11 protein-coding genes are annotated in these 13,099 nt (G+C 56.8%); 5 read left to right on the forward strand and 6 right to left on the reverse strand.

Annotated features, from left to right (window positions below; translation table 11 throughout):
- Window positions 1-101 precede the first annotated feature (101 nt).
- Complete coding sequence (locus LH23_RS06765) at window positions 102-527, forward strand: CidA/LrgA family protein (protein WP_039289381.1); 426 nt, start codon at window positions 102-104, stop codon at window positions 525-527.
- Window positions 520-1,209, forward strand: coding sequence for an LrgB family protein (locus tag LH23_RS06770; RefSeq protein WP_039289383.1), 690 nt, complete (start codon window positions 520-522; stop codon window positions 1,207-1,209). Before LH23_RS06765 ends, LH23_RS06770 begins: the two co-directional genes overlap by 8 nt.
- A 39-nt stretch (window positions 1,210-1,248) precedes the next feature.
- Here the strand turns inward: LH23_RS06770 and actP are convergent, their stop codons facing one another.
- From actP to acs, 3 genes are all read right to left on the reverse strand, one after another.
- A complete protein-coding gene (gene actP / locus LH23_RS06775; protein WP_039289385.1) occupies window positions 1,249-2,898 on the reverse strand; it encodes a cation/acetate symporter ActP in 1,650 nt (549 codons plus the stop codon).
- Window positions 2,895-3,209 carry a DUF485 domain-containing protein gene (locus tag LH23_RS06780; protein ID WP_039289387.1) on the reverse strand — a complete coding sequence of 105 codons (315 nt, stop codon included), beginning with the start codon at window positions 3,207-3,209 and terminating at the stop codon, window positions 2,895-2,897. Before LH23_RS06780 ends, actP begins: the two co-directional genes overlap by 4 nt.
- A gap of 80 nt (window positions 3,210-3,289) precedes the next feature.
- Window positions 3,290-5,248: an acetate--CoA ligase gene (gene acs / locus LH23_RS06785; protein WP_039289388.1), complete on the reverse strand. Its 1,959-nt coding sequence runs from the start codon at window positions 5,246-5,248 to the stop codon at window positions 3,290-3,292.
- A gap of 426 nt (window positions 5,249-5,674) precedes the next feature.
- On the opposite strand from acs, the gene gltP reads away from it, so the two are divergent.
- Window positions 5,675-6,988, forward strand: a complete 1,314-nt coding sequence (gene gltP / locus LH23_RS06790) for a glutamate/aspartate:proton symporter GltP (RefSeq protein ID WP_008455769.1) — start codon at window positions 5,675-5,677, stop codon at window positions 6,986-6,988.
- Between the two features lie 128 nt (window positions 6,989-7,116).
- Here the strand turns inward: gltP and fdhF are convergent, their stop codons facing one another.
- The gene (gene fdhF / locus LH23_RS06795) at window positions 7,117-9,264 is read right to left on the reverse strand and encodes a formate dehydrogenase subunit alpha (RefSeq protein ID WP_081946055.1); all 2,148 of its coding nucleotides are present in this window, start codon (window positions 9,262-9,264) and stop codon (window positions 7,117-7,119) included.
- A 294-nt stretch (window positions 9,265-9,558) separates the two neighbouring features.
- Between fdhF and LH23_RS06805 the strand changes: the two genes are divergently transcribed.
- Window positions 9,559-10,293, forward strand: a complete 735-nt coding sequence (locus LH23_RS06805) for a response regulator (protein WP_039289395.1) — start codon at window positions 9,559-9,561, stop codon at window positions 10,291-10,293.
- 3 nt (window positions 10,294-10,296) lie between these two features.
- Here LH23_RS06805 and LH23_RS06810 read toward each other — a convergent pair whose 3' ends face one another.
- Window positions 10,297-11,109: an AraC family transcriptional regulator gene (locus LH23_RS06810; RefSeq protein WP_039289397.1), complete on the reverse strand. Its 813-nt coding sequence runs from the start codon at window positions 11,107-11,109 to the stop codon at window positions 10,297-10,299.
- A 99-nt stretch (window positions 11,110-11,208) separates the two neighbouring features.
- Here LH23_RS06810 and LH23_RS24355 point away from each other — a divergent pair, with 99 nt between their 5' ends.
- Window positions 11,209-12,318: an FAD-dependent oxidoreductase gene (locus LH23_RS24355; protein WP_039289400.1), complete on the forward strand. Its 1,110-nt coding sequence runs from the start codon at window positions 11,209-11,211 to the stop codon at window positions 12,316-12,318.
- On the opposite strand, the gene LH23_RS06820 is transcribed toward LH23_RS24355, so the two are convergent.
- Complete coding sequence (locus LH23_RS06820) at window positions 12,315-12,998, reverse strand: D-lyxose/D-mannose family sugar isomerase (protein WP_039289401.1); 684 nt, start codon at window positions 12,996-12,998, stop codon at window positions 12,315-12,317. The two genes, LH23_RS24355 and LH23_RS06820, sit on opposite strands and share 4 nt — an antisense overlap.
- Between the last annotated feature and the right edge of the window lie 101 nt (window positions 12,999-13,099).

Below are 13,099 nucleotides of genomic sequence, written 5' to 3' on the forward strand. Positions count from 1 at the left end.
AACTATTCCTGTTGACTATACCTGCAATGATTTTAATTCATTTCAGTAGCGATGAACCGCTCTCTATAATCGGGGCTGGTATTTTTTCTGGAGCACCGATCATGGCTTTGGCGTTAGGCCGTTTTACGCCTGCTGTAATGCATAGCCTGCGTGTCCCCGTGCAGGTTGCCCTGTACGCCGGACTTTTTGTTTTTGCCGAACAGTTGGTGACGTGGGGGCATCTGCCGCTGCCCGCGAACCTGGTGGGGATGTTGCTCCTGCTGGCGCTGATTATTTGCCGCATTGTGCCGCTGAAATGGGTCAGGGAAGGGTCGAAATGGTTGCTGGCCGAGATGCTGCTGTTCTTCGTTCCGGCGGTTGTGGCGGTGGTGAACTACTCGCAGCTGCTGATGGTGGAAGGCTGGCGCATTTTTGCCGTGATTGCGGTCAGTACCGTGCTGGTGCTTGGCAGCACGGCCTTTGTGGTGGAAAAAGTCTATCGTTTTGAACTGGCTCGCGAAGCTCGCAGGCAGTCCCGTCATGACTAACTTCCAGCTCAGCGTGCTGTGCCTTGTGGTCACGCTGGTTTTCTACTTCGCCAATAAACGCCTGTATCGCCGTTTTCGCAAACTGCCGCTGATGCCGCTGGTCTTTACGCCGGTGCTACTGGTGGGGATGCTTGTCTTCGGCCATATCTCCTACAGCAACTACATGGGGGAGGCGCACTGGCTGCTGTGGTTGCTTGGGCCTGCCACCATTGCTTTTGCGGTGCCGGTTTATGACAACCTCCGGGTGATAAAACGCCACTGGATGTCGCTTTCTGCGGGCGTGCTGACGGCCATGATAGTGGCGGTGACCAGCTCGATTTGGCTGGCCCGTTTATTTACCCTGCCGGACGGCATTCAGCGTAGCCTTGCCGTGCGCTCGATTACCACGCCTTTTGCTCTGGCGGCCGCGAAGCCCATCGGCGGCGAGCCGGAACTGGTGGCGCTGTTTGTGGTGATCACCGGCGTGTTCGGTATGGCGGTAGGGGACGTGCTGTTTCTGCGCCTGTCGATCAGGGAAGGGATAGCCAAAGGCGCGGGGTTCGGTGCGGCTTCTCACGGCGCGGGTACCGCTCGCTCTTATGAGCTTGGGCCGCAGGAAGGGGTGATTGCCAGCCTGGTGATGATGCTGTCCGGCGTGGTGACGGTTTTGGTCGCACCGCTGGTCAGCTGGTTGATGTTTTAACCTACCGGGGCCGCAATAGCCCCGGTAAGTACTTACTAACTAATGAGCCCGTCCCTGATCGATGCCGATACCGGTTTGAGAGCGAATAAACTGCGCGCGGAACTTCTCCCGCTCCAGCTTACCTTCCGGCGTATTATCGGTAATCGAGAACAGCCAGATGCCGACAAACGCAATCAGAATAGAGAACAGCGCCGGGTACTCGTACGGGAAGACCGCTTTTTCGTGGCCGAGGATCTGCACCCAGATAGTCGGGCCCAGAATCATCAGCACTACCGCCGTCAGCAGGCCGAGCCAGCCGCCAATCATTGCACCGCGCGTGGTCAGCTTCGACCAGTACATCGACAGCAGGATAATCGGGAAGTTACAGCTCGCGGCAATGGAGAATGCCAGCCCCACCATGAAAGCAATGTTCTGTTTTTCAAACAGAATGCCCAGCAGGATAGCCACCACTCCCAGCACCAGAACGGTGATTTTCGACACTTTCAGCTCATCGCGTTCGGATGCGCCTTTGCGGAAGACGTTGGCGTAAAGGTCGTGAGACACCGCTGAGGCGCCCGCCAGCGTTAACCCGGCCACAACCGCGAGGATGGTGGCGAAGGCAACCGCAGAGATAAAGCCGAGGAACAGGTTCCCACCCACTGCGTCGGCGAGGTGAACCGCCGCCATATTGTTGCCACCAATCAGCGCGCCCGCCGCGTCTTTAAACGCCGGGTTAGCACCTACTAACATGATGGCGCCAAAACCGATGATAAAGGTCAGGATGTAGAAGTAACCCATGAAGCCGGTGGCGTAAAACACGCTTTTACGAGCTTCGCGGGCGTCGCTCACGGTGAAGAAGCGCATCAGAATATGCGGCAAACCAGCGGTGCCGAACATCAGGCCGAGGCCCAGAGACAGCGCAGAAATAGGGTCTTTCACCAGCCCGCCAGGGCTCATGATCGCCGCGCCTTTAGGGTGCACCGCCATTGCCTCATTGAACAGATTATTGAAGCTGAAACCGACGTGCTTCATTACCATAAACGCCATGAAACTTGCGCCGAACAGCAGCAGCACGGCCTTGATGATTTGTACCCAGGTCGTCGCCAGCATGCCGCCAAACAGCACGTACATCACCATCAGCACGCCTACCAGCACCACGGCGACGTGGTAGTTCAGGCCGAACAGCAGCTCGATGAGCTTCCCGGCGCCAACCATCTGGGCAATCAGGTAAAGGGCAACGACGACCAGCGATCCACAGGCAGACAGCGTGCGGATTGGCCCCTGCTTGAGGCGATACGACGCCACATCGGCAAAGGTATAGCGGCCCAGGTTACGCAGGCGCTCGGCGATCAGGAACAGAATAATCGGCCAGCCGACCAGGAAGCCCAGGGAGTAAATCAGGCCGTCATAACCTGAGGTGTACACCAGCGCGGAAATCCCGAGGAACGAGGCCGCCGACATAAAGTCACCGGCAATCGCCAGGCCATTCTGGAAACCGGTAATGTTGCCGCCCGCGGTGTAATAGTCGCTGCGGGAGCGAACGCGCTTGGACGCCCAGTAAGTGATATACAGCGTCAGAGCGACGAAAATCAGGAACATGATAATCGCCTGCCAGTTCGTTGGCTGGCGCTGCACGTCGCCGGTTATGGCATCGGCGGCAAAGGCACCGGCCGGCAGCAGAGCGGCAAAGACCGCAAGAAAACGTTTCATTTAACCCCCACTTCACGCAGCACTTCGTTATTCAGGCGGTCAAATTCGCCGTTAGCACGCCAGACATAAACCCCGGTGAGCAGGAAGGAAATAACGATCACGCCGATGCCGATAGGGATGCCCCGCGTGACGCTGGTGCCGTCATGCAACGGGGTGCCAAGCCACGCGGGTGCGAAGGCAATCAGCAAAATAAAACCAACGTAAATCACTAACATAATCAGTGACAGAAGGGCGGCAAACCGTTGCCTTTTGGAAACCAACTCCCTGAAATGCGCACTGCTTTCTATCCGCTGATAAATGGTGTCATTCATCACAGAATCTCCAGAGGTTTTTGTAGGGTAGGTATTTGTAGTTATTCCCTCTCCCTGAACGGGAGAGGGGGAGAACAAGGTTACGAAGGTATGGATAAAGCCTGTTTTTCTTCCAGCAGTTTTTCTACTACGCCCGGGTCGGCGAGGGTGGAGGTATCGCCCAGGTTGCTGGTGTCACCGGAGGCAATCTTGCGCAGGATGCGGCGCATGATCTTGCCGGAGCGGGTTTTCGGCAGCGAATCGGTCCAGTGCAGCACGTCCGGCGTGGCAAGCGGGCCTATCTCTTTGCGTACCCAGTTGCGCACTTCGGCGTACAGCTCCGGCGTCGGCTCTTCGCCGTGGTTCAGGGTCACGTAGGCGTAAATCGCCTGGCCTTTAATGTTGTGCGGAATCCCCACCACCGCGGCTTCGGCAATCTTCGGATGGGACACCAGCGCCGATTCAATCTCGGCGGTCCCCAGGCGATGGCCGGACACGTTCAGCACGTCATCCACGCGGCCGGTGATCCAGTAATAACCGTCTTCGTCACGGCGCGCGCCGTCGCCGCTGAAGTACATGTTTTTGAAGGTGGAGAAGTAAGTCTGCTCGAAGCGCTCGTGGTCCCCGAACAGCGTACGCGCCTGGCCTGGCCAGGAGTCGGTAATGGTCAGGTTGCCTTCGGTAGCACCCAGCTGCGGATTGCCTTCGTTATCGACCAGCGCAGGCTGAACGCCAAAGAACGGCTGAGTCGCGGAGCCCGCTTTCAGCTCGGTTGCACCCGGCAGCGGGGTGATCATAAAACCACCGGTTTCCGTCTGCCACCAGGTGTCCATCACCGGGCATTTCTCATTGCCGATGTGCTTCCAGTACCACTCCCAGGCTTCCGGGTTGATGGGCTCGCCCACGGAACCAAGAATGCGCAGCGAAGAGCGGTCGGTGCCTTCGGTGGCTTTATCCCCTTCGGCCATCAGCGCGCGAATGGCGGTTGGCGCGGTGTAGAGAATATTCACCTTATGCTTGTCGACCACCTGCGCCATGCGGTTTGGTTTCGGCCAGTTAGGCACACCCTCAAACATCAGCGTGATCGCGCCGCAGGCCAGCGGGCCGTAAAGCAGGTAGCTGTGCCCGGTCACCCAGCCCACGTCGGCGGTACACCAGTAAACATCGCCCGGATGGTAGTCGAAGACATATTTAAAGGTGGTCGCGGCATACACCAGATAGCCGCCGGTGGTGTGCAGCACGCCTTTTGGCTTGCCGGTGGAGCCAGAGGTATAGAGGATGAACAGCGGATCTTCAGCGTTCATTTCCACCGGCTGGTGCTGGTCGCTGGCTTTCTCTGTCAGCTCGTGCCACCACAGGTCACGGTTCTGATGCCAGTCGATTTTGCCGCCGGTGCGCTTCAGGACGATAACGTGCTCAACGGTTTTCACATTTGGGTTTTTAAGCGCGTCATCCACGTTCTTTTTCAGCGGAATTGAGCGCCCGGCGCGCACGCCTTCATCGGCGGTGATCACCAGGCGAGAGCTGGAGTCGATGATGCGTCCGGCTACGGCTTCCGGCGAGAAGCCGCCAAAGATCACGGAATGTACGGCGCCAATGCGCGCGCAGGCCAGCATGGCAACGGCGGCTTCCGGCACCATCGGCATATAAATCGCGACAACATCGCCTTTCTTAATGCCCAGTTCGACCAAAGTGTTGGCAAAACGGCAGACATCGCGATGCAGCTCGCGGTAAGTGATGTTTTTGCTCTGGGTCGCGTCGTCGCCTTCCCAGATGATAGCGGTTTGATCGCCCCGTTCTTTCAGGTGCCGGTCGAGGCAGTTTGCCGCTAAATTAAGCGTCCCGTCCTCATACCACTTGATAGAGATGTTTCCCGGCGCAAAAGAGGTGTTTTTCACCTTTTGATACGGTTTGATCCAGTCGAGAATTTTCCCTTGTTCGCCCCAAAACGCATCCGGGTCTTGTATCGACTGTTGATACATGGCCTGGTACTGCTCCGGGTTTATCAGGCAACGGTCCGCAATGTTTGCGGGAATAGCGTGTTTGTGTACTTGGCTCATGGCTTTTTTTCTCCTTTAGGATGTTAATAATATGTCACACAAACGTTAATAGTAGGGGTATTGGCAGCTTTGTTTACTTTTTGGGCGGCAGATCACGCATTAAAATAATCGCGCAAAAATTGTTCAAACAGATGAATCATAAGAATTAATTACCTTTGGTACTTATTTCCAAAAACAAATAATGAAATTTTTTCCATAACAATAAGTTATATTCATATTCCCCCGAAAAATCCTGTTTATCTATGCAATGTAAGTGCATAACCCTAAAAATGAAGGGTTGCGCAGCAGGCTATCGGGATGGTACTGATACGGCGCTTTAAAAAACCCCGCTTAACACCTGATGTTTGTCATACCCCCTTTCAGTTTGTGACCTTCTCCTGAGTCAACAGCATGGGAATGGCGTTTTTTTGAGGAACTGTCGTCGTTATGAAAAACTTTAAAATGAGCCTGGCCTGGCAAATCTTGCTGGCGCTGGTGCTGGGCATTATCCTGGGAAGTTTTCTACATTATCAAAGTGATAGCCGTGAATGGCTGGTCGCTAACCTGCTGTCACCGGCGGGCGATATCTTTATTCACCTGATCAAAATGATCGTTGTGCCGATTGTGATTTCCACCCTGGTGGTCGGGATTGCGGGCGTCGGCGACGCCAAACAGCTTGGCCGCATCGGCGCTAAAACCATCATTTATTTCGAAGTGATCACGACGGTTGCCATCATTCTGGGCATTACGCTCGCGAATGTTTTCCAGCCGGGCCACGGCATAGATATGTCGCAGCTTGCTACCGTGGATATTTCGAAATACCAACATACGGCGCAGGACGTACAAAGCCATGCTCACGGCCTGATGGGTACTATTCTGTCGCTCGTGCCTACCAACATCGTGGCATCAATGGCGAAGGGCGAGATGCTGCCGATCATCTTCTTCTCGGTGCTGTTTGGCCTGGGGCTGTCGTCGCTGCCCGCGACTCATCGCGAGCCGCTGGTGACCGTTTTCCGCTCCATCTCTGAAACCATGTTCAAGGTGACGCACATGGTGATGCGCTATGCGCCGGTGGGCGTTTTCGCGTTGATTTCCGTGACCGTGGCTAACTTTGGCTTTGCCTCGCTCTGGCCGCTGCTGAAGTTGGTGGTGCTGGTATACGTGGCGATTGCCTTCTTTGCGCTGGTGGTGCTGGGCGCGGTGGCGCGCCTGTGCGGGCTGAAAATCACCATCCTGATGCGCATTCTGAAAGACGAACTGATTCTGGCGTTTTCTACCGCCAGCTCCGAGAGCGTGCTGCCGCGTATCATCGAGAAGATGGAAGCCTATGGCGCACCGGCGTCGATTACCAGCTTCGTGGTGCCAACCGGCTACTCGTTTAACCTGGACGGCTCCACGCTTTATCAGAGCATCGCGGCGATCTTTATTGCTCAGCTGTATGGCATTGAGCTGTCGCTGTGGCAGGAAATCATTCTGGTGCTGACGTTGATGGTGACCTCAAAAGGGATTGCCGGCGTGCCGGGCGTCTCCTTCGTGGTACTGCTGGCGACGCTTGGCAGCGTCGGTATTCCGCTGGAAGGGCTGGCGTTTATTGCCGGGGTTGACCGTATTCTGGATATGGCGCGTACCGCGCTGAACGTGGTCGGCAACGCGCTGGCGGTGCTGGTTATCGCCAAGTGGGAGCATAAGTTCGACCATAAAAAAGCCCAGGCCTATGAGCGTGAGCTTTTTGGGAAGTTTGACAGTAAGGCGAGTAGTTAAGTAAAGCCCCTCACCCCGGCCCTCTCCCCACAGGGGAGAGGGAGGAAAATTCCTCAAAGGGGTGAATGAGAATACATTTTCTTTATCCCCTCTCCCCTTTGGGGAGAGGGTTAGGGTGAGGGGATGTCTTACCCCATCGCGCTTTCGCGCAGCCGGGCCTTCAGCTTGTTGTACTCATCAATCACATACTGCTCGGCGGCCTGCTGATCGGCGATCGGCTCGACGCGCACGGCGCAGTACTTGTACTCCGGCGTTTTGGTAATCGGGCTCAGGTTCTCCGTCACCAGCTCATTACAGGCACCAATCCACCACTGATAGGTCATGTACACCGCGCCTTTATTCGGACGTTCGCTGACCGCTGCCCGGGTAATAACCCGGCCTTTGCGCGAATTCACCCAAATCAATGCTTCATCTTCAATGCCCAGCCGGGCGGCATCTTCGACGTGGATTTGTGCATAACCCGGCTCATCGGCCAGCGCTGCCAGGGCTGCACAGTTCCCGGTCATTGAACGACAGGAGTAGTGGCCAACTTCACGCACTGTCGAAAGCACCATCGGGTACTCGTCGGTGACGCGATCGATAGGCGGTGCCCAGTCGCAGGTGAAGAACTGCCCCAGCCCGTTAGGGCGTTCGAACTTGCTTTCATACAAGTAAGAAGTGCCCTGATCCGCGTCGGACGTGTCCCGGCAAGGCCACTGGATATAGCCCAGCTCGCCCATCTTCTCGTAGGTTGCCCCGTAGAAGTCCGGGCACAGGTGGCGCAGCTCGTCCCAGATTTCCTGGGTGTTGCTGTAGCGCATCGGGTAGCCCATACGGGTGGAGATTTCGCTGATAATCTGCCAGTCCGTTTTGAGATCCCACTTCGGCTCAACCGCTTTAAAGAAGCGCTGGAAGCCACGGTCGGCGGCGGTGAAGACGCCTTCATGCTCGCCCCAGGAGGTGGACGGTAAAATAACGTCTGCCTCGGCGGCGGTTTTGGTCATGAAGATGTCCTGCACAATCACCAGCTCAAGCCCGGCAAACGCTTTGCGCACGGCGGAAAGCTCGGCGTCGGTCTGGAGCGGATCTTCCCCCATAATATAGGCCGCACGGACTTCCCCGTGCTCGACGCGGTGAGGCAGTTCGCTGATGCGGTAGCCGTTAGCCTCCGGCAGAGCGTCAACGCCCCAGGCTGCCGCAAATTTGCTGCGGGTTTCCGCGTCACGAACGTACTGATTGCCGGGGAACATATCCGGCAGCGCGCCCATATCGCAGGCACCCTGCACGTTGTTCTGGCCGCGAACCGGGTTCACACCCACGTTAGGCTTGCCGAGGTTGCCGGTCATCAGCGCCAGGCTGGTGAGCGAGCGCACGGTTTCCACGCCCTGGTAGAACTGGGTCACGCCCATGCCCCACAGGATGGTGGCCGTTTTGGCTTTGGCATACATACGCGCGGCCGCACGGATTTCCCCGGCGCTGACGCCAGTGATTTCTTCTACGGATTCCGGCGTATAGCCTTCAACAATTTTGCGATACTCCTCGAAGCCCTCGGTACGAGAAGCGACGAAAGCGTGGTCGTAAAGATTCTCTTCAATAATGACGTGGCCAATCGCATTCAGCAGCGCGATGTTTGAGCCGTTGCGTAACCTTAAATGCATGTCGGCAATGCGCGCGGTTTCAATTTTGCGCGGATCGACAACAATAATCTGTGCCCCTTTCTGCTTCGCCTTAATCACGCGATTAGCCACGATAGGGTGTGAATCTGCCGGGTTGTACCCGAACACAAAGACTAAATCAGTATCCTCAATCTCGACGATGGAGTTACTCATCGCGCCATTCCCGACCGACTGGTGCAGACCTGCAACCGATGGGCCGTGTCAGACACGTGCGCAGCAATCGACGTTATTGGTTCCAATAACGGCGCGCGCAAATTTTTGCATTACATAGTTGGTTTCGTTGCCGGTCCCGCGTGAGGAGCCGGTGGTTTGAATGGCGTTCGGGCCATACTTGGCTTTGATCTCGCTCAGGCGTGAGCTGACGTAATCCAGCGCTTCGTCCCAGGATACGGCTTCCAGCTTGCCGCCGCGCTCGCGGCGAATCATCGGAGTTTTCAGGCGCGGGGTAAGGATTTTGGTGTCAGTGATAAAATCCCAACCGTAATACCCCTTCAGGCACAGGTCGCCCTGGTTGGTTTTACCCTGTGCGCCTTCCGCCTTGACGATTTTGCCGTTATCCACCACCAGGTTTATCTTGCAACCCGAGGCGCAATAGGGGCAAACCGTGACGACTTTTTTCATCATGTTGCTCCAGTCAATGCTGTCATTTAAGTGCGGCGATAAATGCAAACCGCCTTGCTGCGCCACTCAATGCATTATCTATGCCACATAGAGTGAGTGGGTATTGGCGCGGGTTTGGCGGGTATCCGGCGAATGGGCTGACGAAAGACCGGGGATTTCGTCATAAATGACGTGTCGAACTGACGGCCATTTGTGACAGTGATAGAAAATTCCGCACGGATTTGTGTTCTTTCTGCGGCGCGCAATCAACAATCGCTCACACTAAAAAGAACCTCCTCCCCTCCGGAGACAATAATGAAACCTGCAATCCTGGTGGTGGATGACGACAAGGCCATTTGCGACGTGCTGCGCGATGTGCTCAGTGAACACGTTTTTGATGTGTTGGTATGCCACAGCGGGAATGAAGCGCTGCAAATTGTGGCGTCAGAGCCTTCTGTGGCGCTGATTTTGCTGGACATGATGCTGCCGGATACCAACGGCCTGCTGGTGCTTCAGCAGGTGCAGAAACTGCGTCCCGCTTTACCGGTGGTGATGCTGACCGGCATGGGTAGCGAGTCCGATGTAGTGGTGGGGCTGGAAATGGGCGCCGATGACTACATCGCCAAACCGTTCAACGGTCGCGTGGTCGTCGCGCGGGTGAAGGCGGTGCTGAGGCGCAGCGGAGCGCTGGCCGTAGAAAGCAGCCCGACCAAAACCAGCGGGCTGCAGTTTAACGGCTGGCGGCTGGACACCGATCGCTGCCAGTTGATGAATGCTCAACAGCAGCAGGTTGATCTCACTCAGGGCGAATATGGCCTGCTGCTTTCCCTGGTGCAGAACGCCAGGAAAGTGCTGTCGCGAGAAAAGCTGCTCGAGCTAACCCACAGCGAAAGCCTCGAAGTGTTCGACCGCACCATCGACGTATTAATCATGCGGCTGCGCCGAAAAATCGAGGTCAATCCGCACCAGCCCACGCTGATTCGCACCATCCGCGGCGTGGGTTACGTCTTCGCCGCCGACATCACCCACGGCGAAAATAATGCGGTTTAGCGGTTATTTGCCTGCGGAAAAATAGCGGGCGGGTGAAGTGCCAAAGGCATTTTTGAACATATGAATAAAATTGCCCGGCGACGCATAGCCAAGTAATTCTGAAACCTCCGACACCGACATCCCCAGCGCCAGCTTATCCAGCCCGTGGGTCAGCCGAACCTGCCTGCGCCACTGGGCAAAATTCAGGCCGGTTTCCGCCACAAAAAGGCGACGCAGAGTGCGGGGCGAAAGCGCCCCGAATGCCGCCCACGCTTCAAAAGTCCGCTCATCGCCGGGGTTGGCGAGCAGCGCAGAAGCCACTTTTTTCAGCCGGTTGTCCGTCGGCATCGGTAAATGCAGCGCTTCATGCGGCGCACGACAAATCTCGTCGTAAATAACGGCGGCCATGCGCTGCTGTTCCGGCTCGGGTTCCGCCTGCTTATCCCATTGGCAGGCGCGACGGGCGAGCGCGTGAAGCACCTCTGAAACGGCAATCACGCAGGGCTTTTCCGGCAAACCCGAGCAGCTTTCGGGCGCAATCAGCAGCGTCCAGCCTTTGACGGCTCCGCTGATGCTGACTTTGTGGGTGACGCCCGGCGGCAGCCAGCTGGCGCGATGAGGAGGCAAAAACCAGGCTCCGTCGGCGGTGTGAACGTGCAGTAACCCAGACTCAACGCAAAAAACCTGGCCGCGCAGATGCTGATGCCAGGCCACCTCACGCGTGCCGAGCAGATATTCACTTTCAGGTGCGACGCTGCCTTCAAGCGCAATCAGCGCCGGGCCGCTAAGCCATTCGCTGTAGTCGGGGGCTGGTGACTGAGGAGTATTTTTTATCATGGCCGGTTTTCACTATTTATCGTCCGTATAACGTTATCCTTGCGCGGTCGAGCCGTGCAACTCTTTTGTGGAACCAGAACAAACCACAAAGGAAGGCTCATGAGTACTTCAAGCGTTGCAATTATTGGTGCGGGACTGGGCGGGCTGGCGCTGGCTCAGGGCCTGAAAAGTCGCGGCATTAGCGTCACCGTTTACGAGGCAGATCCGGCAGCCGACAGCCGTATTCAGGGCTACCGAATTCGGATCGATGCCCAGGGGCAGCGGGCGCTGGCGGAGGTGTTGCCTCCTGCGCTTTATCAGCTTTTCCGGCAAACGGCCTCGGTAGCCAGCACGGAAGGGCGTTTTCTGGATCGTACCGGGCAAGAGGCCAATGGCCGCCAGCCTGAAGGCTGGCATCAGGCCGAACAAAACCCCGATCTCGAGCCAGACTTAAGCATTCACCGCCAGACGCTGCGGGAAATCCTGATGTGCGGCCTCGAGAGGTCTCTGCGCTACGGCCACGCTTTAGAGGGTTACCATCAGGAAAGTGAAGGCCGGGTAGGGCTAAGGTTTGCTCATGCGGCCGAGGCAAGCTGCCAGCTTCTGGTCGGCGCGGACGGCGTTAATTCACGGGTCAGGGCACAGCTTGCCCCTGATGCCGTGCCGATGGATTCTGGCTATCTCTGCCTTTATGGCAAAAGCGCTTTAACGGCAGAAAAAGCCGAGTACGAAGGCACTAACGTGGTGTTTTGTGACGGGTTCAGCGCCATTGTGGATGAAATGCGTTTTCGGCCAGACTTTACGGCGCTTGCGGCAAAGGCAGGGTTTGGTGGCAGCCTCACGCAGACCGAGGATTATCTTTACTGGGCGCTAATCGGCTCTGGTTCGCGGTTAGGTGTTCCCTTAGGCAGTCTGTCTCTTCCCCCGATGCTGCAAAAACTTATTCAACGGACTTTGCCTGAACATATTGCGACCTTGCCGGTTCGCTACGGCAATCCGGCCATTGCCTGGCTGCCTGGAAACGTCACGCTGCTGGGTGACGCCGTCCACGCCATGAGTCCGGCTGGCGGCATTGGCGCTAATACGGCGCTGAGAGATGCCGCCGATCTTGCCGCGATACTTCTCGGCAAAGGCCTGTCCGGCATGGCTGATTATGAAAGCCTGGTGCTTGCCAGGGGGAAAGCGGCCGTGGCAGATTCCGCCGTGGCGGCCGCGAAGCTTTCCGGCTAGATAAACTGCCGGTATTCATGGCACAAAAGCAGCGCCGGGGCAGCATCTTCGGTAAGGGTACTGAAGCGCTCAAGCGGTTTTAAAAAGCGGTTGTCGTGGTCGTCATCGTTAACCATCGACACTTCACCGACCAGCACGTCGCCATAGCCCGGCTCACCCCAAAAGCTGTGGTACATCTCCGGCACCAGGCTGATGCTTTCGCCGGGCGATAAGCGCAGCTGGCTGCCCGCCGCGTGCGTCTGGCGGCAGCCGTCAATCACCACTGTGATGTCTGTTTCGTCAGGCTGTTCGAAGGGATCGGACTGCCACAGTTCGACAATCAAGTTCCCGCCGCCGCGGTTGATGATGTCTTCCTGCTTGCTCCAGTGAAAATGCATCGGCGTCATCTGGTTATCACGCACATGCATGACTTTCTCGGCGTAGGATTTGGCGTAGGGAGCGCCTTCCGGGGAACCATTGCGCAGGGTAAATAGCGTCAGGCCCATTGTCAGGAAGTCGCCGCCGCCGAAGTCGGTGATGTCCCACCCGAGTTTCAGATCGAAGACCTCTTGCCAGCTGCGGGGGTTAACCTGCAGCCATTTTTGCGGTGGGAAGCTGGCGAACGGTGGTAGTTGTACACCGTGGCGGGCAAAAAACTGCCGGGTTTCATTCAGGTATTGATTGACCTCGGAGCGTTTCATCTGGCCTTCCTTTGATGTGGACCCTCACCCTAACCCTCTCCCTGGAAGGGAGAGGGGACTGACGGCGTGCTGACTCGGCCGGAGAGGTTAAACCCTCACCC

Source organism: Cedecea neteri, assembly GCF_000758305.1.
Classification (GTDB): domain Bacteria; phylum Pseudomonadota; class Gammaproteobacteria; order Enterobacterales; family Enterobacteriaceae; genus Cedecea; species Cedecea neteri_C.

What these genes read in the sequence shown, in the direction of transcription:
- LH23_RS06765 (WP_039289381.1), top strand. Translation starts at nt 102, where the DNA reads ATGGCTTTGGCGTTAGGCCGTTTTACGCCTGCTGTAATGCATAGCCTG.
- LH23_RS06770 (WP_039289383.1), top strand. Translation starts at nt 520, where the DNA reads ATGACTAACTTCCAGCTCAGCGTGCTGTGCCTTGTGGTCACGCTGGTT.
- actP (WP_039289385.1), bottom strand. Translation starts at nt 2,898, where the DNA reads ATGAAACGTTTTCTTGCGGTCTTTGCCGCTCTGCTGCCGGCCGGTGCC.
- LH23_RS06780 (WP_039289387.1), bottom strand. Translation starts at nt 3,209, where the DNA reads ATGAATGACACCATTTATCAGCGGATAGAAAGCAGTGCGCATTTCAGG.
- acs (WP_039289388.1), bottom strand. Translation starts at nt 5,248, where the DNA reads ATGAGCCAAGTACACAAACACGCTATTCCCGCAAACATTGCGGACCGT.
- gltP (WP_008455769.1), top strand. Translation starts at nt 5,675, where the DNA reads ATGAAAAACTTTAAAATGAGCCTGGCCTGGCAAATCTTGCTGGCGCTG.
- LH23_RS06805 (WP_039289395.1), top strand. Translation starts at nt 9,559, where the DNA reads ATGAAACCTGCAATCCTGGTGGTGGATGACGACAAGGCCATTTGCGAC.
- LH23_RS06810 (WP_039289397.1), bottom strand. Translation starts at nt 11,109, where the DNA reads ATGATAAAAAATACTCCTCAGTCACCAGCCCCCGACTACAGCGAATGG.
- LH23_RS24355 (WP_039289400.1), top strand. Translation starts at nt 11,209, where the DNA reads ATGAGTACTTCAAGCGTTGCAATTATTGGTGCGGGACTGGGCGGGCTG.
- LH23_RS06820 (WP_039289401.1), bottom strand. Translation starts at nt 12,998, where the DNA reads ATGAAACGCTCCGAGGTCAATCAATACCTGAATGAAACCCGGCAGTTT.